The following is a 21658-nucleotide window of genomic DNA, read 5'->3' on the forward strand; positions in this document are numbered from 1 at the left end:
GGTGCAATCTGGTGGGTCCGTCGGCACCATGCGTCCGTTCTGGTGCATGCCGGCCATTCTGCACCTTTTTGGTGATCCCGTGGCCGCCACGCGCACCGTGCCGCATGCGGACTTCCGTGCGGCGCCGTCGCGCTAGAATGACCGTTTGACCGATACGGAGACTCCCCGCCATGAGTACGCTGGACCAGCTTTACGCGAAGGCCGACGAACGCCGCGCACAAGGCGCGCTCGACTATGCCGGCGCGCTGCTGCCGGTCGAGGCATTCGAACTGCTGCAGCTCGACCCGTCGGCGCGCCTCGTCGACGTGCGCACGCGCGCCGAACTCGACTGGATCGGCCGCCCGCTCGTCGGCGACGGCCAGTACCTGCACGTCGAATGGGCGCGCTACCCGGGCGGCGTGCCGAATGCCGAATTCGTCAACGAACTGAAGGCGGCCCTCCCGGCCGATACGCCCATCCTGTTCCTGTGCCGCAGCGCCGCGCGCTCGAAGCTCGCGGCGGTCGCGTCCGCGCAGGCCGGCTTCACGAAGGCGTTCGACCTGCTCGAAGGCTTCGAAGGCGCGAAGGACGCCGAAGGCCACCGCAAGACGGTCGACGGCTGGTGCTTCCGCAAACTGCCGTGGATCGGCGCCTGACGGCGCGCCGCGCCCACCGGTTGCGACAGCCTCATCGTCGAGCCGGGCGATGACATGCCGATGACGGGCCGCATTGCGCGGCCCGTTGCTTTTGGTGCGGCCGTGTCGTTGCGGGCCGCCGCTCACGCGCGCGGCGTATCGGGCTCCACGACGTCTCCGCCGAGCAGGTGCACGCCTTCGCGCAGCTTCACGAACGCGGCCGCGACCGCTTCCGGCTCGCCCTTCACGCCGAGATCGATGTGACGGCGCGCATAGATGCCGCCGCGCTCCGCGTCGCCGACGCTCGGCAGGCTGAACACGCGCACGCCCGGGAAATCGCGCTCGATCTTCTCCATCAACGGCGTGAGCGTCGATTCCGGCAGCTCGAACACGTACAGCGAGCGCTCGGCATGCGGCGTCGCGTGATGCAGATGCGCGTACTTCGTGTCGAGCACCCATTCGATCATCGGCCACGCCATCACCGGGAAGCCCGGCACGAAGTGGAGATCGCCGACCGAGAAGCCCGGAATCCGGTTGTAGCCGTTCGGGATGATCGTCGCGCCGGCCGGGAACACGCCCATGTTGAAGCGATGCTGGTTCTCCGGCGACTCGAAGTCGACCGGCGTGGCCGGATCGGTATGCGTTTCGCGAATGCGCTCCGAAATCAGCACCTTCGCGTCCGGATGCAGCTCGAGCGGCACGCCGAGCGCGGCGGCCGCGCACTGGCGCGTATGGTCGTCCGGCGTGGCGCCGATCCCGCCCGTCGAGAACACGATGTCGCCCGACGCGATCGCGCGCGCGAGCGTCGCGGTGATGCGCGCCGGATCGTCGCCGACGTATTCGGCCCAGTCGAGCGCGAGCCCGCGCACGCCGAGCAGCTCGATGACCTTCGCCAGATGCTTGTCCTGCCGGCGGCCCGAAAGGATTTCGTCGCCGATGATGATGATGCCGATGCTCATGCCTGCCCCATGTCGATTGCGGTGGCGCGCGCACTGGCGCGCAGGTCTTCCAGCACGCGCAGGCAGTAGTGCCCGAACCACAGCGCCGAGAAGACGAGGATGAAAGCGTAAACCCAGATCATCGCCGCTGCCACGAACGGGAACAGCACCATCATCCAGACCGACGACACCCACACGAAGGTCGGCACGGTGCCGAGCAGCCCGGTCGCGACGCCGATGCCGATCAGCGGCCAGCGGTGCCGGCGCACGAGCGCGCGGCGCTCGTCGCGGCTCGCATGCAGCGCGAGCGCGTCGTAGGTCATCACGCGGTACGTGAGCCAGCCCCAGATCACCGGCGGCAGCAGCGCGAAGAACGGCGGGATCAGCCACAGCGGGATCGTGACGACGAGCAGCACGACGCCGACGATCGCCGCGCCGAGCGAATTGACCACGCTGCCGAAGAAGGTGCCGCCCCGCTTCGGCTCGAGCGCCGCGAACTGCCGGTTCGACAGGTGCTTGATCACGACCGGCATCGAGATCGTCGCGATCAGCAGCAGCACGGTCAGCACGATCAGCGGAATCGCGAGCGACACGACCACGAACGGCGCGACGACCGCATGCAGCTGCGACATGCCGATCGCATCGAACGCGCGATACAGCGCGGCCGTCAGCACGAAACCGTCGAGCGCGCCGCGCGCGAGATCCAGCAGCGTCTGCCACGAGAACCACAGCACGACGCCCCACAGCAGCGCCGACACGACGAACGGCATCAGGGTGAGCCACAGCATGCGCGGGTGCAGCGCGCTGGCGAGCGCCCGGACGAAGGAACGCAGCAGGTCGTTCATGCGAGCCTATGAAATCTGGATTGACGGAGAAAAACGGGGAAAGGATAAACCACGCGGCCCGCGTGCGCCAAAGCGCAGGCAGGCCGCGTGGGAAAGTCGTTCAACGGGAGACGGGCCCGCTCGGGATCAGGCGGACGCCGCGCCGCGCTTGGCGGGGAACAGGCGCCGGAAGATCCGCACGAACGCGAGGCCGTGCTGCGACCAGAAGCCGTCGCCGTAGGACACGCCCTCGACCTGCTCGCGGATGCCGGTAGGCTCGACCGTGCGGTTCCACGACGCGGTGCCGAACATCATGTCCCACCACGGGAACAGCACGCCGAAGTTGCAGCCGTACTGGGTGCCTTCGTGGCCATAGCCGACCGCATGGTGCCGGCGGTGGAAGATCGGGCTGACGAGCAGGCGCTCGCCGATGCGGCCGTACGACAGCCGCGCATTCGTATGCTGGATGCTCTGCAAGAAGTTCGTGACCGCGGTCAGCACGACGAACTGCGACGGCGTCACGCCGATCACGAGCGCGATCGCCGCGAAGAAGCACGACTGAAGCACGTCGTCGAGCAGGTGGTTGCGGTCGTCGCACCACAGCGACATCTGCCGCTGGCTGTGATGGACCGCGTGCAGCTCCCACCAGATGCCGAACTTGTGCTGCCAGCGGTGATACCAGTAGCCGGCGAAGTCGAGCACGACGAGGTAGATCGCGAACGCGACGATCGGCCGCGAGGTCACGCCCGGCCACAGATAGTCGAGGTTCACGTTCGCGACGCCGTGCAGGCGCAGCCACGCCTGGAGGTTGTCGAATACCGGCTGCAGCGCGAAGAAGAAAAACAGCGCGTAGATGCCGAGCTTCGAGATCGCGGTGTAGATCACGTCGACCCGCACCGCGCGGCGGTTCTTCCAGCGCTCGACCGGCAGCAGCGCCTCGAGCGGGCGCAGCAGCGCGAACATCAGCACCATCTGCAGCGCGCCGACGATCACCCAGTACAGCGCGTCGTAGGTGTCCTCGTCGTAGTCCATCAGGTTGAACTTGAAGAGGAACGGCTGCACGACGTCGACGTACAGCCAGGTCTGGACGTCCGACACGAACGCATCGATCAGGTGCAGCATCGTTCGCCTCCGCCCGTCACGCGCCGTTCGCCGCCTTCCACGGCGCGCGGTCGTAGAAGTAGATGCCGTGCGGCGAACGGCCGACGGCGATCGTCTGCACCAGCTTGCGCGACGCCAGATCGATGATCCCGACCTTCTTCGCGAAACGGAACGTCACCCACAGCGTTTTTTTGTCGGCGGACAGCTCCATGTCGTCCGGGCCCGGCAGCAGGCCGGTGATGTCGCCGACCTTGGTGAGCGTGATCTCGTCGATGATGCTGATCGTATTCGCGACGCGGTTCGTGATCGCGACGTGCGTGCCGTCGGCGAGCGAGCGGAAGTTGTGCGCGCCCTTGCCCGTCTGGATCGTCTTCACGACCTTCTGATTGCGCCAGTCGACGACCGCGACGTAATCGGCGCCGGTCATGCCGACCAGCAGGTATTTGTCGTCGGGCGTCATCCACAGGCCCGCCGGCACCTTGCCGACCGGCATCTTCCACTTGACCGTCTGCGTCGCGAGGTCGACCGCCGCGATCTCGCCGGACACCTGCAGCGACACGAGCACCGTCTTGCTGTCCTTCGTGAACGCGAGGTGGCTCGGCATCACCGCGAGCGGCAGGCGCTTCACGAGATGCAGGTCGCGGCCGTCGTAGCTGTAGATGTCGAGCCGGTCGAGGCGCAGCCCGGTCGACACGAACCACTTCTTGTCGGGCGAGAAGCCGAGCTGGTACGGATCCTCGATGCCTTCGACCGTGCGCTGCAGCTTGCCCGTCTTAGGATCGACGAACATCAGGCTGTTCGAGACCGAATTGGCGACGATCAGCGACGAATTGTCGGGCGTCGCCATCAAGTGGTGCGGTTCCTTGCCGGTCGGCATCGTGGACACGACTTCGCGGGTCTGCTCGTCGATCAGGGAAAGCGTCGCTTCGGCCGAATTGAGGACGATCACGTTATTCGCGTGTGCGGCGGGCGCCAGCACGGCGGCGGCCAGCGCAAGCGTGCGGCCGAAGGAAAGGAAAGTGCGCATGAAGACTCACGTCGTGGAACAGCTGTCATTGTAGAACGTTCGGCGGGCCCCTCCGGTTGACCCATGCCGGTGTTGCACCGCTTTTGCGCCGCCGTTGCGTCACCTCGCCGCACGCCGTGGCGGCCGGACGAGCCACTGCCGCCGGCGCCGCGGTGCGAGCCCGGGCCGGCCGCCCGTCCAGCCCGGCCAACCGATGTCGCGCTAGCGCTGCATCGACTCCCAGACCTTGTGCAGGCGCTTGACAGAGACCGGCATCGGCGTGCGCAGTTCCTGCGCGAACAGCGAAATCCGCAATTCCTCGAGCAGCCAGCGGAATTCCGCGAGCCGCGCATCGGCGACGCCGCCGCGCTGCGACACCGCGCGCTGGTACTGCTGGGCGAGCGGGAGCAGCTCGGCCGACTGCTTCGCGTCGCGCGCCGGATCGGCCTTCAGCTTGTCGATCCGCAGCGCGATGCCCTTCAGGTAGCGCGGGAAGTGCGCAAGCTGCGCGTAAGGCGTGTCGATCACGAAGCGCTTGCCGACCAGCGCGGCCAGTTGCTGCTGCAGGTCCGCATGGGCCTGCGCGAACGGCTTCGCCTGCGCGAGCTTCTTCACGAGGCCCGCGTATTCGGCCAGGATCTGCCCGACGAGCCGCGCGATTTCCTGCGCGAGCAGATTCAGGCGGCTGCGGCCCTCGTCGCGGCGCGCGTGGAAGCTCGCGTCATCGTCGGGCAGCGGGTCCTGCAGACACGCGCGGTCGAGCGCCGTGTCGATCAACTGGTCGCGCAGCTCGTCCTGCGTGCCGAGCGACATGTACTGCATCGCCATCTCGCGCAGGCCCGGCAGGTTCTTTTCCAGGAACTTGATCGGCTCCTTCAGCTGCAGCGCGAACAGCCGCCGCAAACCGGCCCGGTGGATGCGCGCGGCCTCCTCCGGCGAATCGAACACCTCGACGTCGCAATGCGTGCCGCGGTCGACGAGCGCCGGGTAGCCGTACAGCGTCTGGCCGCGCCGGCGGATTTCCAGCAGCTCGGGCAGCTTGCCGAAATTCCACGTCGTCAGGTTCTCGTACAGCGCGGTCGCGCCGCCTTCCGCCGGGGCGGCCGTCCGCGGCGCCGCGCCCTTGCCCGGCTTGCCGCCCTTCGCCGCCGAACCCGGCGCGGCGGCGGGCGCCGACGTGTCGCCTGCGTCGCCCGCGCCGGCGTCGCCGCCGGTCGCGATCGTCGACGCCGCCGCGATCTTCTGGAACTGCTGCTGCGCCTGCGCGCCCAGCTCCTGGCGAAGCTGCGCGAGGTTGCGCCCCATCGCGAGCTGACGGCCGTGCTCGTCGATCACCTTGAAATTCATGAACAGGTGCGCGGGCAACGTCTCGAGCTTGAAGTCGGCCGTTTTCATCGCGACCTGCGTCTCGCCGCGCACGTCGGCGATCAGCGCCTCGACGAGCCCGCCGGCGCCGAAGCGCTCGCGCCCCATCCGCTCGACGAAGCCGGCCGCGTACTCGGGCAGCGGCACGCAGTGCCGGCGCAGCTTCTGCGGCAGCGACTTCAGCAGCAGTTGCACCTTCTCCTTCAGCATGCCGGGCACGAGCCATTCGCAACGGCGCGCGTCGACCTGGTTCAGCGCGTAGAGCGGCACCGCGAGCGTCACGCCGTCGCGCGGCGTGCCGGGCTCGAAGTGGTACGTGAGCGCCATCTCGACGCCGGCCATCGTCGCGCGCTTCGGGAACAGGTCGGTCGTCACGCCGGCCGCCTCGTGGCGCATCAGATCGTCGCGCGACAGATACAGCAGCCGCTGCTTGTCGTCGGGCTGGCCGCCCTTCTTCACCTCGTCGCGATACCAGCGCTCGAACGCGGCGCCCGTATGGATGCCTTCCGGAATCGCGTGGTCGTAGTACGCGTAGATCAGTTCGTCGTCGACCAGCACGTCCTGGCGGCGCGACTTGTGCTCGAGCTGCTCGATGTCGGCGAGCAGCTTGCGGTTGTGCGCGAAGAACGGCAGCTTCGTGTCGAATTCGCCTTCGACCAGCGCGCCGCGGATGAACAGCTCGCGGGCGCGCGCCGGGTCCTGCTTGCCGAACGCGACGCGCCGCCGGTGGTAGATCGGCAGCCCGTACAGCGTCGCGCGCTCGAACGCGCTGACCTGCGCAGGACGCTTCTCCCAGTGCGGCTCCGACAGCGATTTCTTCAGCAGGTGCGCGCCGATCTTCTCGACCCACTCCGGCTCGATCTTCGCGAGGCAGCGCGCGTACAGCCGGCTCGTCTCGACGAGTTCGGCCGCCATCACCCAGCGGCCGGCTTTCTTCGCGAGCGCGGAGCCCGGCCACAGGTAGAACTTGATCCCGCGTGCGCCGAGGTAGTGCGGATCGTCGTCGGCCTTCATCCCGAGGTTGCCGAGCAGGCCCGTCAGCAGGGCCAGATGGATCTGCTCGTAGGTGGCCTCGACTTCGTTGAGCCGCCAGCCGTGCTCGCGCACGACCGTCAGCAACTGCGAATGCACGTCGCGCCACTCGCGCAGCCGCAGATGCGACAGGAAATTCTGTCGGCATGCGTCGATCAGCTGGCGATTCGACTTCTTGTGCGCGACGGCCTCTTCGAACCACGCCCAGATCTTCAACCACTGCAGGAATTCGGAGCGCTCGTCGGCGAACCGGCGATGCGCCTGGTCGGCCTGCTCCTGCGCTTCGATCGGACGGTCGCGCGGGTCCTGCACGGACAGCGCGCTCGCGATGATCAGCACCTCGCGCAGCGACTGCTGGTCGCGCGCGGCGAGAATCATCCGGCCGACGCGCGGGTCGAGCGGCAGCCGCGCAAGCTCGCGGCCGAGCGGCGTCAGCGCGTTGTCGTCATCGACCGCGCCCAGTTCGTTGAGCAGCTGATAACCGTCCGCGATCGCGCGGCCGGGCGGCGGTTCGAGGAACGGGAACGATTCGATCGCGGTCAGGTGCAGCGACTTCATCCGCAGGATCACCGACGCGAGCGACGAGCGCAGGATTTCCGGATCGGTGAAGCGCGCGCGCGCCTGGTAGTCGCTTTCCTCGTACAAGCGGATGCACACGCCGTCGGCCACGCGGCCGCAGCGGCCCGCGCGCTGGTTCGCGGCGGCCTGCGAGATCGACTCGACCTGCAGCTGCTCGACCTTGTTCCGGTACGAATAGCGCTTCACGCGCGCGAGGCCGGTGTCGACCACGTAGCGGATGCCCGGCACCGTCAACGACGTTTCGGCCACGTTGGTCGCGAGCACGATCCGGCGCGCGTTCGACGCCTTGAACACCTTGTCCTGGTCGGCCGCGGACAGCCGCGCGAACAGCGGCAGGATCTCCGTATGCGGCGGATGGTGCTTGCGCAGCGCCTCGGCCGCCTCGCGAATCTCGCGCTCGCCGGGCAGGAACACCAGCACGTCGCCGGGGCCTTCGCGGCACAGCTCGTCGACCGCGTCGACGATCGCATCCATCAGGTCGCGCTCGGCTTCGCGCGCGGTCTTCACGCGATCGCGGCCGCCCGTGCCTTCGGCGTTCTTCACCGCGGGACGATCCTCGGCCACCGGCCGATAGCGCATCTCGACCGGATACAGCCGCCCGCTCACCTCGATCACGGGCGCCGGACGTTCGTCGGTGCCGAAATGGCGCGCGAAGCGGTCGGCGTCGATCGTCGCGGACGTGACGATCAGCTTCAGGTCCGGCCGCCGCGGCAGGATTTCCTTCAGGTAGCCGAGCAGGAAGTCGATGTTCAGGCTGCGCTCGTGCGCCTCGTCGATGATCAGCGTGTCGTACGCCTTCAGCAGCGGATCGGTCTGCGTCTCGGCGAGCAGGATGCCGTCCGTCATCAGCTTGACGGACGCGCCCGGCGCGAGATTGTCGGTGAAGCGCACCTTGTAGCCGACCACCTCGCCGAACGGCGTGCCGAGTTCCTCGGCGATCCGGCGGCCGGTCGACGACGCGGCCAGGCGCCGCGGCTGCGTATGGCCGATCAGGCCCGTGCCGCCGGCGCCGAGGCCGCGGCCGAGATCGAGACAGATCTTCGGTAACTGCGTGGTCTTGCCCGAGCCGGTTTCGCCGCAGACGATGACAACCTGATGACCGGCGATCGCGCGCGCGATTTCGTCGCGCTTGCCCGACACGGGCAGGCTTTCGGGGTAGGTGATCGGCGGGACGGGATTCGGCGGAACGGCGGCGCGCGGTGCACGCTCGCGGCGCGGGGCGCGCTCGCCCGCCGGCTGCGGCGTGCCCTTCGCGGCCGGTTGGCGCGCGTCGCCGCGCCGTTCGTCATGGCGCGGCCCGCGCGGCGCGGGTGCCGGCTGGCCCGCCGGCTTGTCCTGCTGCCGGCGCGGCGGCTGGCCTTGCTGCTCGCGCGCATCGGCCGCACCATCCGGGTGCTTCGCCGACGGCGTATTGGCCCGCGTCGGCGCGGGACTTTTAGAAACATTCGACATGGGGGCGCATTATAATCCCGCCCATGAATTCCCAAACCGACCTCCCTCCCGCCCAGACCGGCGCCGCGACGCCGCCGGTAGCCGACGATTCGGCCGCCAGCCACGCGCAGTTCGTCGACTGGATGCGCTCCGTCGCGCCCTATATCCACAAGTTCCGCAACAGCACGTTCGTCGTGGGGTTCGGCGGCGAGGTGGTGCAGCAGGGGCTGCTGAACGCGCTCGTGTCCGACATCGCGCTCTTGCAGGCGATGGGCATCCAGATCGTGCTCGTGCACGGGTCGCGCCCGCAGGTCGAGGAGCAGTTGAGCCTGCACGGCGTCGAATCCGAGTTTTCGCACGGGCTGCGCATCACCGATGCGCGCGCGCTCGAATCCGCGAAGGAAGCGGCCGGCGAAGTGCGTCTGGACATCGAGGCCGCGATCAGCCAGGGTCTGCCGAACTCGCCGATGGCGCACGCGCACATCAGCGTCGTGTCGGGCAACTTCGTGACCGCGCGGCCGGTGGGGATTCTCGACGGGGTCGATTTCGCGCACACGGGCATCGTGCGCAAGATCGATGCCGAATCGATCCGTCATTCGCTCGCGAGCCGCAAGCTCGTGCTGCTGTCGCCGCTCGGGTTCTCGCCGACCGGCGAGGCGTTCAACCTGTCGATGGAAGACGTCGCGTCGGCGGCCGCGATCGCGCTGCGCGCCGACAAGATCATCTTCCTGACCGAAGGGCCCGGCATCGTCGACGACGAAGGCGAGCTGGTGCGTGAAATGTCGCTCGACGCGGCGGCCGAGCTGCTCGATTCCGGCAACATCCAGGGCGACGACGGGTTCTTCCTGAAGCATTCGATCCGCGCATGCCGCGGCGGCGTGACCCGCGCCCACCTGATCCCGCAATCGCTCGACGGCAGCATGCTGCTCGAACTGTTCCTGCACGACGGCGTCGGCACGATGATCTCGTACGAGAACCTCGAGAGCCTGCGCGAGGCGACGCCGGACGACGTCGGCGGCATCCTGTCGCTGATCGAGCCGCTCGAATCCGACGGCACGCTGGTGCGGCGCGGCCGCCACCAGATCGAACGCGACATCGACCACTTCTCGGTGATCGAGCACGATGGCGTGCTGTTCGGCTGCGCGGCGCTGTATCCGTATCAGCAGGAAAAGATCGGCGAGATGGCGTGCCTGACGGTCGCGCCGGAAGCGCAAGGCTCGGGCGACGGCGAACGCCTGCTCAAGCGCATCGAGCAGCGCGCCCGCGCGCGCGGCCTCACGCACATCTTCGTGCTCACGACGCGCACCGAGCACTGGTTCCTCAAGCGCGGCTTCGTCAAGGTCAGCGTCGACGACCTGCCCGAAGACCGTCGCAAACTCTATAACTGGCAGCGCAAGTCGCTCGTGCTGATGAAGCAGCTCTGAGCGCAGGCACGACTGCCCTTCCCCCAGACCGATTACAGGAGAAGTACACGATGGCTCGAATGATCCAATGCGCGAAGCTCGGCAAGGAAGCCGAAGGCCTCGATTTCCCGCCGCTGCCGGGCGAACTCGGCAAGCGCATTTACGAGAGCGTCTCGAAGGAAGCGTGGCAAGGCTGGCTCAAGCAGCAGACGATGCTGATCAACGAAAACCGCCTGAACATGGCCGACCCGCGCGCGCGCCAGTATCTGATGAAGCAGACGGAGAAGTACTTCTTCGGCGAGGGCGCGGACCAGGCGTCCGGCTACGTGCCGCCGACGGAAGGCTGAGCGACGACGCGACGCGAGACGGCCGGCCGTGCCGGCGTCGTCGCGATGTGAAGCAAACGCCCGAACGGCACCGTGTATCGCACGGTGCCGTTTGCTTTTGGGATGCGTGATTGGCGCGGCTCGAGGCCGCGCGCCGACCGGCACGCGATCCCGTCGGAGCGCCGAATCGCCGCACCGCCGAATTGTCGAATCGCCAGCGTGCGAACCGCGTGAGCCTCCGCGCCTCACCCCGCCGGTTTCAACGTGCCGCGATCATCCGGCTGCGCGGCTTCGCCGCTCGGACCGTCGGCGCTCACGCCCTCGGTACCCCACTCGGCCGCATCGCTGCGTTCGGCGCTCGACAACTCGTTGGCGCGATACCCGGTGCGATTGAGCAGCGCGAGCATGCACGCGAGCGACACGAGTGCATAGAGCCCCGACGCGATCGCGACGCCGACGATGCTGCCGGTCGCATTGAGGATCGCCTGCGCGAGCACCGGTGTGCCGCCGCCGACGACCAGCGCGCTCAACTGATACGCGAGCGACAGGCCCGTGTAGCGGATGTTCGCCGGGAACACGCGCGCGAGCACCCCGCCGACCGCGCCGTAGAACATCGCCGACGGAATCGTCGAGATGCACATGCCCGCGACGGCGACCCAGTACGAACGCGTCGCGAGCGCATGGAACATCACGGGCATCAGCACGATTTCCGGGATCAGGATCCAGCACATCGCGCGCCGCATGTCGACCTTCGACACGAACCACGCGCCGACCGGCTGCATCAGGAATTGCACGACGAGCGAGATCGACAGGATGCCGAGGAACGTGCCCTGCGCGTAACCGAGCGTCTTCGTCGCCCACGACAGCGCGAACGTGCTGCGGAAATACGTGACGTTGATCACCGGCAGCGTGCCGGCCGCCAGCAGCACGACGACCCAGTGGTCGCGCACGACGTCGCGCAGCGGCAGCTTCACCGTGCGCTTGCGCGCGAGCACGCGCTGCATGTCGACCGACTCCTCGAGGCGCAGCCGGATCACCATCCCGATGATCACGAGCACGGCCGACAGCAGGAACGGAATGCGCCAGCCCCACATCAGGAACGACGGCGTCGGCAGCGCGCTCAGCGCGAAGAACGCGGCCGTGGCCAGCAGGTTGCCGGTGGGCGAGCCCTGCTGCGCGAACGCCGCATACAGGATGCTGCGATGCTTCGGCGCGTTCTCGCTCGCGATCAGCACCGCGCCGCCCCACTCGCCGCCGACCGCGATGCCCTGCAGCACGCGCAGCACGACGAGGCCCGCGGGCGCCCAGACGCCGATCGACGCGTAGCCGGGCAGCAGGCCGATGCCGGTCGTCGCGAGCCCCATCATCACCAACGTGATCACGAGCGCGGTCTTGCGGCCGACGCGATCGCCGAGATGGCCGAACACGATCCCGCCGAGCGGCCGCGCGGCGAAGCCGGCCCAGAACGTGACGAACGCGAGCAGCGTCGCGACGCCGGGATCCATCGTGCTGGAAAAGAACACCTTGCCGAACACGAGCGCGGCGGCCGTGCCGTAGATGTAGAAGTCGTACCACTCGATCGTGGTGCCGACGAACGCCGCGAGGGCGGCGCGGCCGGGCCGCGGCGGTGCGGAGGGCGAGGATTGCGGACGGCTCATCGATGTCTCCAAGTTTGTGATCGGCGGCGCGGCTGTCGCGCGCGGCCGGTTGGCCGGCCTTGCGCCGCCGGCTGGCGGGGTTGCGCTACGTTGCGTTGCCTGGGGTTGACGCTGACGTTGCGATCGGTCGGTTCGGGACGGCGCTCGTCCGCAGGTGCCCTCGCCCGTCACGTCTCGTCCGGCGCGACCTTCAGCACGCCGGCATCGAGCAGTTGCTGCTGGAGCGTGCGATCGACGCCGAGCCGGTCGAGCACCGCGCGCGTGTCGCGGCCGAGCGCGGGCGGCGCCGACCGGTAGGTCGCCGGCGTGCGCGACAGCTTCACCGGCGACGCGGTGCCGCGATACGCGCCGATCTCGACGAACAGCTCGCGATGCAGCGCATGCGGATCGTGCGCGACGTCGGCCACCGTGCGCACCGGCCCGCACGGCACACCGGCCGCCATCAGGTCGCGCGCGAGCGGCTCGCACGCGTGCGCGCCGAGCCGCGTTTCCAGTTCGGCCTTCAGTTCGGGCCGGTGCGCGCAGCGGCTGCGGTTGTCGACGAAGCGCGGATCGTCGGCGAGCGCCGGCGCGCCGAGATGCGCGACGAGCCGCGCGAACTGCCGGTCGTTGCCGACCGCGAGAAAGATCGGCACGGTCGCCGTGCGGTAGCTGTCGTACGGCGCGATGTTCGGATGCGCGTTGCCGCTGCGCTCCGGCACGCGGCCCGACCCGAAGAAATTCGGCAGATGCGGATGCAGCAGCGACACGCCGCAGTCGTACAGCGCCACGTCGATCGACTGGCCGCGGCCGCTCTTGTCGCGCTCCGCGAGCGCCAGCAGGATGCCGGCGAGCGCGTTGAGCCCCGTGACCATGTCGACGATCGGCAAACCGATGCGGGTCGCGGCGCCATCGCGCTCGCCGTTGACGCTCATCAGCCCGGCCATCGCCTGAATCACCGCATCGTAGCCCGGCAGCCCGCCCAGCGGGCCGTCGTCGCCGAAGCCCGTCACCGCGCAATGGATCAGGCGCGGGAAGCGCGGCTGCAGGTCGCGTGCGTAGTCCATCCCCCAGCGCGCGAGCGTGCCCGGCTTGAAGTTCTCGACGAGCACGTCGGCGCTTTCGAGCAGCCGCCACAGGATCGCGCGCCCTTCGTCGCGCGACAGGTCGAGCGCGAGCCCTTCCTTGTTGCGGTTCACGCCCATGAAATACCAGGCCGTCTCGCCAAGGAACGGCGGCCCCCAGCCGCGCGTCTCGTCGCCGTCGGGCGGCTCGATCTTGATCACCGTCGCGCCGTGGTCGGCGAGCGCCTGCGTGCAGTACGGGCCGCCGAGCACGCGGCTCAGGTCGACGACCTTCAGGCCGTGCAGCGCGCTGCGCGGAGTGTTCTCGGTCGCCGTGCTCATCGCTCGACCTCCGGCAGCAGATCGAGCGCCATGTCGAGCGGCACCGGCGTGCCGCGCAGCAGCGCGTCGGACGCAGCCGATTCATCGTCGCGCGATGCCGGCGCGAGCGGATCGACCGGCAACAGCTTGTGCCGCACGATCAGGTGCGCGAGCGCGAGACGCCTGAAATCCGGCGCGAGCCGTGCGCCCTCGCAGGCCATCAACACGGCCGCGCTCGCGTAATACAGCGCGGACGCGGCCTGCCGCACACGCGCGTCGTCGCCTTCCCCGGCGACCCGTGCGAGCGCATCGCACGCCCGCGCGAGAATGCGCCGCAGCGCCGTGCGGCTCGCGTCGGGCAGCGGCGCCGCGCCCAGACGATCGCCGAGAAACGTGCGCAGCGCGTCGAGCGCATGCTCGCGCTGTGCGGCGCGCGCGACGTCGAGCGCGACGATGTTGCTCGTGCCTTCCCAGATCGATCCGAGGTGTGCGTCGCGCACGAGCCGCGCATCGCTCCATTCCTCGATATAGCCGGTGCCGCCGCGCACTTCCATCGCATCGCCCGTCACGCGGCGCGCATCGCGGCACGCGCGGAACTTGATCAGCGGCGTCAGGATCCGCACGCAGCGCGCCGCCTGCTCGTCGCCCGCATCCGCCTGCGGCAGCAGCAACGCGATCTGCATGAACATCGCGCGCGCGGCCTCGGCCGGCAGCAGCATCTTCATCAACTGGCGCTGCATCAGCGGCATCTCGATCAGCTTGCGGCCGAATGCCTCTCGATGCGCGGCGACGTGCAGCGCTTCGTTCAGCGCGCGCCGCATCAGCCCCGCCGCGCGCACGCCGTTCGACAGACGCGACATGTTGATCATGTCGGCCATCTGGTGAAAGCCCCGGCCGATCTCGCCGATCAGCCAGGCCTGCGCGCCTTCGAGCGCGATCTCGCCGCTCGCCATCGAACGGCTGCCGAGCTTGTCCTTCAGGCGCACGATCCGGTAGCGGTTGCGCGTGCCATCCGGCAGCGTCTTCGGCAGCAGGAACAGTGCAAGGCCCTTGATGCCGTCCGGCGCGCCGTCGGGCCGCGCGAGCACCATCGCGAGATCGGCGTCCGCATTCGAACAGAACCACTTGTCGCCGGTCAGGCGCCAGACGGTCTCGCCGTGCGCGTCGGTTTCGCAGGTCGCGCGCGTCGCGATCCGGCCGACGTCGGAGCCGGCCGCCTGCTCGGTCATGAACATCGCGCCCTGATACAGCGTGTCGAAGTCGCGCGACGCGAGCCTCGGCAGGTAGCGCGCGACGAGCGCGGGATCGCCGAAACGGCGCAGCGTGCGCGTCAGCGAATCGGTCATGCTGACCGGGCAGCACAGCCCGAATTCCGCCTGCACGAACAGGAACGTCAGCGCGTACTTGACGAGCGGCGGCACGGTGTCGGATCCATGGCTCAGCGACGCGAGCCCGAGTTCCGCATACGCGACGCGTTCGAGCGCGACGTACGCCGGATCCTTGTCGATCCGCTGCACGGCCTCGCCGCGCCGGTTGCGATGCTCGAGCACGGGCGGATGCTTGTCCGCGCGCGACGCCCATTCGTCGAGCTCGCCCGATACGCGCGCGCCGAGCGCACGCAGCCGCGGCTCGAGTTCGGCATAGTGCGCGTCGCCGAGATGCAGCTTCAGCAACGCGCCGAGATCGGGATCGACGGTGAAGAAATTGAGGCCCCGGCTGTCGGGGATGTTGGATGCGCCGGCGTCCGGCGTGCGAGCGGTGTCGTTCATGCATGCGTCTCCTGGGTTGCCTGCGCAGTTGCCGGGGCCGCGTGCCACCACGGCCGGCTGGTCCTGCATCAAGCCTTCCGGAGAGCGTAGGCGCGCAGTCGATAAGCGTCCAATACAGGATTTGTCCGGTACGATAGATATCGCTTATTGATGTCGACGCCGGGAGGAGACACCATGGAACTGAGGCAGTTGCGCTACTTCGTGGCGGTCGCCGAGGAACTGCATTTCGGGCGCGCGGCGAAGCGCCTGTTCATCTCGCAGCCGGCGCTGAGTTTCGACATCCGCAAGTTCGAGGACGCGCTCGGCGTGCAACTCTTCTCGCGCACCAACAAGACCGTCGCGCTGACCAACGCGGGCGAGGTGCTGCTCGGCGAAGCACGCCGGCTGTTGCTGCAGGCGGCCGAAGCCGAGCGGCTCACGGTGCGTTCGGCATCCGGCCTCGGGGGGCGGCTGCGGATCGGCTTCGTCCACTCGATGCTGTATCGCGGGCTGCCCGATGCGGTGCGGCGCTTCGAGGCCGACTATCCGGGCGTAGAGGTCGTGCTGAGCGAGATGAACACGCACGCGCAGGTGCAGGCGATCCAGCGCGGCCAGATCGATCTCGGCTATGCGCACTGGGGCCGCTTCCCAGCCGACGTCGAATCGGTGCCCGTCTATGCGGAGCCGTTCGTGTGCTGCCTGCCCGCGGCGCATCCGCTCGCGCGGCGCCGCCAGGTCGCACTCGCCGCGCTGGCCGCGGAACCGTTCATCCTGTTTCCGCGCGACGCCGCGCCGCACTATCACGACCTGATCATCGCGCAGTGCGTGAACGCCGGGTTCAGTCCGCTGATCCGCCACGAGGCGCGGCTGTGGCAGACGATCCTGTCGATGATCGAGTTCGGGATGGGTATCGCGCTGGTGCCGCGCGTGCTGCAGCAGGCGAAAAGCGACCGGCTCGCGTTCGTGCCGCTGAAGGACGCGTCGCTCGAATCGCGCACGCTCGCGCTGAAACGCAGCGGCACCGCCGAACCGGTGGCGTTGCGCTTTGCCGACTACGTGCGCGCATCGATCGACGCACTGCCCGCGCTCGCGGGCTGAGCACGCGGCCGGCGAACCGGTGGTTGCGGGGCATTTGAAAAAATTTGCAGAAAGGGCTTTACGAACCCCAAAAGCTCTGACATAATTTGATTCTTCTTTGGGCGGTTAGCTCAGCGGTAGAGCACTGCCTTCACACGGCAGGGGTCACTGGTTCGATCCCAGTACCGCCCACCAAGGATTCATCGGTGTGTGAAGCCCGAAGAACAAAGGCCCTCAAGCGAAAGCTGAGGGCCTTTTTCTTTTGCGGTGACTCTAACCTAACCCGCTCACAACGCCATCACGTTTCCGCGCACCGCCCCTTACGATTCCCGTATTAACGCTTGCGCCGTCGCGGATCGATGCCGTTTTGTTCGAGTAGTTTTCGCAGGCGGGCGTTATCGCCCCATAGCGTTGCGAACGCGCTCAGCATCATGACGGTGGGGAACCATTCGCCGGTTCCGGCGATGATGGCCCAAGCAACGGCGAAACAGACTATCGCCGTGCCGATGAGAAGTAGGCGGTCGGCAATCCACTTCATCGCGCACCTCGGATCGCCGTGTTCATCTTCAACCCGAAATAGCTATGAGGGCCGGGCGCGAGAACCTCCAGATGCCGCAGGATTTGCGCCATGACGAGCGGATGAATCGCCAGCCCATAGCGTGTGCCCCATCGAGCGACTGCAAGCGACGTGTTCGCGTTGCCCTTGCCTGCGCCGCAAGCTAATGTCGAATCGGTTGCGACCATCAGGCTACCGATGACCGCGCCCAGGTAGGCGCTGCCAAGGATCGAGCCCACAACACCGACCTTTTCGACTAGCGTGGTCGCACCGAGCATTTCGCCCACCGTCGCGGCGGGGCCAAGCGCCTTTAGCGTCCCCATCGTCGTACTGACAGCCGCAACCGACGTTTGTAGCGTCGCGAAAAGCGTTGTCGGAACGGGCATATGCAGTGCGGTCATGTTCGTCTGGAAGGCTTCAAAGAAGCTCGGGCATGTCGGCGTGGGCAACTCTCCGGATCAAGCGCATAATTTTCGCATACCGGTCACATCGGCCTACCTGTCACCGTTGACAGGCAATTCACTAAACCAGCGGCAGTTTGTTTCATTGACGCTACGAAAGAACAAGCCCGATTCGCCTTTTACCTGCGACGGCGCCCACCAAAGAATTCAAGGGCCTGCGTCTCACGACGCAGGCCCTTTTCGTTTTGGCGTCGCGCGTGCCCGGCGCGATACGGGCGCCGCGTCATTCGACGCCGCGCCCTCCTCACGCAGGTCCGCCCTGTTTACCGCACGTCCCCCACCCGCTCCGCCGTCGCATCGAACGCGCGCTTCGCCTTGTCGACGATCTCGTCGACCTCCGCCTCGCGGATCACGAGCGGCGGCGACAGCAGCATCCGGTCGCCGGTCGCGCGCATGATCAGGTTGCCGTTGAAGCAGAAGTCGCGGCAGATCGTGCCGATATCGACGCTGGCATCGAACCGCTCGCGCCGGTCACGATCGCGCGCAAGCTGAACGCCCGCGACCAGCCCGCTCCCCGCGATCTCGCCGACGATCGGGTGGTCGCCCAGCGCATCGCGCAGCTGGCGCTGGAAATACGGCCCGATATCGGTCTTCACGCGCTCGACGATGCCTTCGTCGCGCAGCAGCTTCAGGTTCGCGACCGCGACGGCCGCCGCCACCGGATGGCCCGAATACGTGAGGCCGTGATTGAATTCGCCGTTGTCGATGATCGGGCGTGCGACGCGCTCGTGAATACCCACCGCGCCCATCGGCACGTAGCCCGAGGTCAGGCCCTTCGCCATCGTGATCAGGTCCGGCTCGAAGCCGAAGTGCTGATGCGCGAACCATTCGCCGGTGCGGCCGAATCCGCCGATCACTTCGTCGGCGACGAGCAGGATGTCGTACTTGCGGCAGATCCGCTGAATTTCCGGCCAGTACGTCGACGGCGGGAAGATCACGCCGCCCGCGCCCTGGAACGGCTCGCCGATGAATGCCGCGACGTTCTCCGCGCCGAGTTCGAGGATCTTCGCTTCGAGCTGCTGCGCACGGGCGAGGCCGAATGCTTCCGGCGTCTCGCCCGGCTGCGCTTCGCCGAAGAAATACGGCTGGTCGATATGCACGACGTGCTCGACCTTCGACGGCATCTGCTCGTGCATGTAGCCCATCCCACCGAGCGTGCCGCCCGCGATCGTCGAGCCGTGATAGCCGTTCTTGCGCGAGATCACGTATTTCTTCTGCGGCTTGCCCTGCACGCGCCAGTATTGATGCACGAGGCGCAGCACGGTGTCGTTGCCTTCCGAGCCGCTGTTGCAATAGAAGAAGTGGTTGAAGCCGGCCGGCGTGACTTCCGCGAGCATCGCCGAAAGCTCGATCACCGGCGGGTGCGTGGTCTTGAAGAACGTGTTGTAGAACGGCAGTTCCTGGATCTGGCGATACGCGGCGTCGGCGAGTTCCTTGCGGCCGTAGCCGACGTTCACGCACCACAGGCCGGCCATCCCGTCGATCACCTTGTTGCCGTCGGAGTCCCACAGGTAGACGCCGTCGGCCTTTACGATCACGCGGCTGCCGGCGCGATTGAGCGCGCCCATGTCGGAGAACGGGTGGATGTGGTGCGCGGCGTCGAGCGCACGAAACTCGGCGGTCGAGTACTGCGGAAAAGCGTCGTTTCGATCGGTCATGTTTTCTCCGTCAAACAGCGCCGCACGCTTACACGTGCAGCAGCAAATGCCTGCGTTCCCACGAGCTGATCACGCGGAAGAACGCTTCGTATTCGGTTTCCTTCAATGCCAGGTAGGCCTTCACGAACTTGTCGCCGAGGATGCCGGCGAGCGGCTCGCACGCAGCCATCAGCGAGATGCCTTCCTCGAGGTTGCGCGGCAACTGATACGGCAGGTCGTAGCCGTCCGATGCGATCGGCTCGGTCGGCGCGAGCTGTTGCGCCATGCCGAGATAGCCGGCGGCGAGCGTCGCCGCGAACGCGAGATACGGGTTGCAGTCGACGCCGGGAATCCGGTTCTCGATGCGTCGCGCGACGGGGTTCGACTGCGGGATGCGAAAGCCCACCGTGCGGTTGTCGTAGCCCCATTGCACGTTGATCGGCGCGGCCATGAAGCGCGAGAGGCGGCGATACGAATTGATGTACGGCGCGAAGATCGGCATCAGCGCCGGCGTGTACTTCTGCAGTCCCGCCAGATAGCTGTGGAACAGCGGCGACACGGCGCCGTTCTCGTCGGCGAACAGATTGCGCCCGGTGCGCAGGTCCGCGAGGCTCTGATGAATGTGCATCGCGGAGCCCGGCTCGTTTTCCATCGGCTTGGCCATGAACGTCGCGTACATGTTGTGACGCAGCGCGGCCTCGCGCACCGTGCGCTTGAACAGGAATACCTGGTCGGCCAGCGGCATCGCATCGCCATGCACGAAGTTGATCTCCATCTGCGCGGCGCCGACTTCATGGATCAGCGTCTCGATATCGAGGCCCTGCATTTCGCAGTACTCGTAGATGTCCTCGAACAGCGGATCGAACTCGTTGACGGCCTCGATCGAATACGACTGGCGGCCCGTTTCCGCCCGCCCCGTGCGGCCGACGGGCGGCCGCAGCGGCAGGTCGGGGTCGGCGTTCATGTCGACCAGATAAAACTCGAGCTCGGGTGCGACCACGGGTTTCCAGCCCTTCGCCTCGTACAGGTCGAGCACGCGGCGCAGCACGTAGCGCGGCGAGATCTCGACCGGCGAACCGTCGAAGTGCACGCAATCGTGGATCACCTGCGCGGTCGGATCGACCGCCCACGGGATCAGGCAGATCGTCGACGGGTCGGGCACGCACACCATGTCGGGATCGGTCACGCCGGTCAACGTGCCGTCCTCCGGATAGTCGCCGGTGACGGTCTGCACCATCACGGCCTGCGGCAGGCGCATCGATTCACCGGATTCGAATTTGTTGCGCGGAATGATCTTGCCGCGCGCGATGCCGGCCATGTCGGGAATGATCGCCTCGACTTCGGTGATGCGGTGCTGTCGCAGGAACTCGTTCAGTTCGGGTTGCATGATCGGCCTCGTGAGTCGATGTCGATATCGGATGCGGGCGGCGACGGCGTCGCGCCGCCGCCCGCATGAAGGCGATGCGTCATCCGCGCGCGGCACGCCGCGCCGAATGCCGCGAAGATGTCGCGCGACAGCGGCTGCTCCGCGTAGCGCCATTCGGGATGCCACTGCACGCCCAGCACGAACGCGCGCGCACCGCGTACGCTGACGGCCTCGACGAGCCCGTCGGGCGCGCTTGCTTCGATCGCGAGCGCGTCGCCCAGCCGCGCGATGCCCTGGTCGTGCAGCGAATTGACCGTCGCCTCTTGCGCGCCGCGCGCGACCCGCTGCAGCAGGCCACCAGGAGCGAGCTGCACGACGTGCGCGGGACCGTACTGCCGTTCGAGCAGATCGTCCGCCCGTTCGCGATGGTCGTCGAAGCCGGTCGTCGCATGCAGCCGCTGATGCAGCGTGCCGCCGTACGCGACGTTCAGCTCCTGCATGCCGCGGCAGATGGCGAGCACGGGCACGCCCGCGTCGATCGCCGCGCGGATCAGCGGCAACGCGGTCGCATCGCGCGCCGGATCGTGCAGCGTGTCGGGCGCGCTCGCGGCGCCGCCGTAGCGATGCGGCTCGACGTTCGAATAGCTGCCGGTCAGCAGCAGCCCGTCGATTGCCGCGACGATCGCGTCGGCCGGCTGCCGCGCGCCGAGCGCGGGCAAGACGAACGCGAGCGCGCCGGCGCCGTCGACGACGGCGGCAAGGTACTTCTCGCCCGCCGTGTGGTCCGGGTGGGCGCCGCGCAGGATGCGGTCGGCGGTGACGGCTACGATCGGGCGGGCACGCATCGGCGTCTCTCCGGTCATGGCGCGCGACATGCTTGCGCGCGCAACGATGCAGGTTCACGGGCGCGCCGCACGCGCGTGCCATCGCGCGGCGCAAGCGCAGGCGCGATCGTGCCGCGCGGACGCCGCGGCAACGGGCGATGCGACCCGGGACGGAAGCGGAAACGGACGCTAGGGCAACAACGATGCGCTGCCGTCGCACTGCACCGCGCTGAACAAGTGCGCGGTCGCGAGATTGAAGCGGCGCGGGCCGCGATGGGAAATGGCGAAGAAGCGAGGCTCGCGTAGCGGGACGGCGCGCGTGCCGCGCTCAGCATGCCGGTTCGGCCC

At 67.9% G+C, this 21658-nt stretch carries 17 protein-coding genes and 1 tRNA gene; 5 read left to right on the forward strand and 13 right to left on the reverse strand.

Annotated features, from left to right (window positions below):
• Positions 1-170 precede the first annotated feature (170 nt).
• Entirely contained in the window at positions 171-635 is a 465-nt protein-coding gene (locus CFB89_RS10935; RefSeq protein ID WP_089467828.1) for a rhodanese-like domain-containing protein, read from the forward strand.
• Between the two features lie 122 nt (positions 636-757).
• On the opposite strand, the gene CFB89_RS10940 is transcribed toward CFB89_RS10935, so the two are convergent.
• From CFB89_RS10940 to hrpA, 5 genes are all read right to left on the reverse strand, one after another.
• A complete protein-coding gene (locus CFB89_RS10940) occupies positions 758-1573 on the reverse strand; it encodes a molybdopterin-binding protein (RefSeq protein ID WP_089467829.1) in 816 nt (271 codons plus the stop codon).
• Positions 1570-2397 (reverse strand): EI24 domain-containing protein, encoded by an 828-nt coding sequence (locus CFB89_RS10945; protein ID WP_089467830.1) that lies wholly within the window; start codon positions 2395-2397, stop codon positions 1570-1572. Before CFB89_RS10945 ends, CFB89_RS10940 begins: the two co-directional genes overlap by 4 nt.
• Positions 2398-2523: 126 nt before the next feature.
• Positions 2524-3498, reverse strand: coding sequence for a sterol desaturase family protein (locus CFB89_RS10950; RefSeq protein ID WP_089467831.1), 975 nt, complete (start codon positions 3496-3498; stop codon positions 2524-2526).
• Positions 3499-3514: 16 nt separating this feature from the next.
• Entirely contained in the window at positions 3515-4504 is a 990-nt protein-coding gene (locus tag CFB89_RS10955; RefSeq protein WP_089467832.1) for a beta-propeller fold lactonase family protein, read from the reverse strand.
• 201 nt (positions 4505-4705) lie between these two features.
• Positions 4706-8911: an ATP-dependent RNA helicase HrpA gene (gene hrpA, locus CFB89_RS10960; RefSeq protein ID WP_089467833.1), complete on the reverse strand. Its 4206-nt coding sequence runs from the start codon at positions 8909-8911 to the stop codon at positions 4706-4708.
• Positions 8912-8934: 23 nt separating this feature from the next.
• Between hrpA and argA the strand changes: the two genes are divergently transcribed.
• Positions 8935-10314, forward strand: coding sequence for an amino-acid N-acetyltransferase (argA, locus tag CFB89_RS10965; RefSeq protein WP_089467834.1), 1380 nt, complete (start codon positions 8935-8937; stop codon positions 10312-10314).
• Positions 10315-10364: 50 nt separating this feature from the next.
• Positions 10365-10640 (forward strand): oxidative damage protection protein, encoded by a 276-nt coding sequence (locus CFB89_RS10970; protein ID WP_009692666.1) that lies wholly within the window; start codon positions 10365-10367, stop codon positions 10638-10640.
• Positions 10641-10864: 224 nt separating this feature from the next.
• Here CFB89_RS10970 and CFB89_RS10975 read toward each other — a convergent pair whose 3' ends face one another.
• From CFB89_RS10975 to CFB89_RS10985, 3 genes are all read right to left on the reverse strand, one after another.
• Positions 10865-12277 (reverse strand): MFS transporter, encoded by a 1413-nt coding sequence (locus CFB89_RS10975; RefSeq protein WP_089467835.1) that lies wholly within the window; start codon positions 12275-12277, stop codon positions 10865-10867.
• Positions 12278-12444: 167 nt separating this feature from the next.
• Entirely contained in the window at positions 12445-13662 is a 1218-nt protein-coding gene (locus CFB89_RS10980) for a CaiB/BaiF CoA-transferase family protein (RefSeq protein ID WP_089467836.1), read from the reverse strand.
• Positions 13659-15410 (reverse strand): acyl-CoA dehydrogenase family protein, encoded by a 1752-nt coding sequence (locus tag CFB89_RS10985; RefSeq protein WP_089467991.1) that lies wholly within the window; start codon positions 15408-15410, stop codon positions 13659-13661. The genes CFB89_RS10980 and CFB89_RS10985 overlap by 4 nt, the downstream gene beginning before the upstream one ends.
• Before the next feature lie 174 nt (positions 15411-15584).
• Between CFB89_RS10985 and CFB89_RS10990 the strand changes: the two genes are divergently transcribed.
• Entirely contained in the window at positions 15585-16487 is a 903-nt protein-coding gene (locus CFB89_RS10990; RefSeq protein ID WP_089467837.1) for a LysR family transcriptional regulator, read from the forward strand.
• Positions 16488-16586: 99 nt separating this feature from the next.
• Positions 16587-16661: transfer RNA gene (locus tag CFB89_RS10995), tRNA-Val, on the forward strand.
• Positions 16662-16800: 139 nt separating this feature from the next.
• Here CFB89_RS10995 and CFB89_RS11000 read toward each other — a convergent pair.
• The 5 genes from CFB89_RS11000 to CFB89_RS11020 form a co-directional block, all read right to left on the reverse strand.
• The gene (locus CFB89_RS11000; protein ID WP_089467838.1) at positions 16801-17004 is read right to left on the reverse strand and encodes a hypothetical protein; all 204 of its coding nucleotides are present in this window, start codon (positions 17002-17004) and stop codon (positions 16801-16803) included.
• Entirely contained in the window at positions 17001-17423 is a 423-nt protein-coding gene (locus tag CFB89_RS11005) for a hypothetical protein (protein WP_089467839.1), read from the reverse strand. The genes CFB89_RS11000 and CFB89_RS11005 overlap by 4 nt, the downstream gene beginning before the upstream one ends.
• 323 nt (positions 17424-17746) lie before the next feature.
• A complete protein-coding gene (locus CFB89_RS11010; RefSeq protein WP_089467840.1) occupies positions 17747-19141 on the reverse strand; it encodes an aspartate aminotransferase family protein in 1395 nt (464 codons plus the stop codon).
• 28 nt (positions 19142-19169) lie between these two features.
• A complete protein-coding gene (locus tag CFB89_RS11015; protein WP_089467841.1) occupies positions 19170-20507 on the reverse strand; it encodes a glutamine synthetase family protein in 1338 nt (445 codons plus the stop codon).
• Positions 20492-21331 carry a gamma-glutamyl-gamma-aminobutyrate hydrolase family protein gene (locus CFB89_RS11020; protein WP_089467992.1) on the reverse strand — a complete coding sequence of 280 codons (840 nt, stop codon included), beginning with the start codon at positions 21329-21331 and terminating at the stop codon, positions 20492-20494. The genes CFB89_RS11015 and CFB89_RS11020 overlap by 16 nt, the downstream gene beginning before the upstream one ends.
• Between the last annotated feature and the right edge of the window lie 327 nt (positions 21332-21658).

Origin of the sequence: Burkholderia sp. AU16741 (assembly GCF_002223345.1) — a bacterium.
Lineage (GTDB): Bacteria > Pseudomonadota > Gammaproteobacteria > Burkholderiales > Burkholderiaceae > Burkholderia > Burkholderia sola.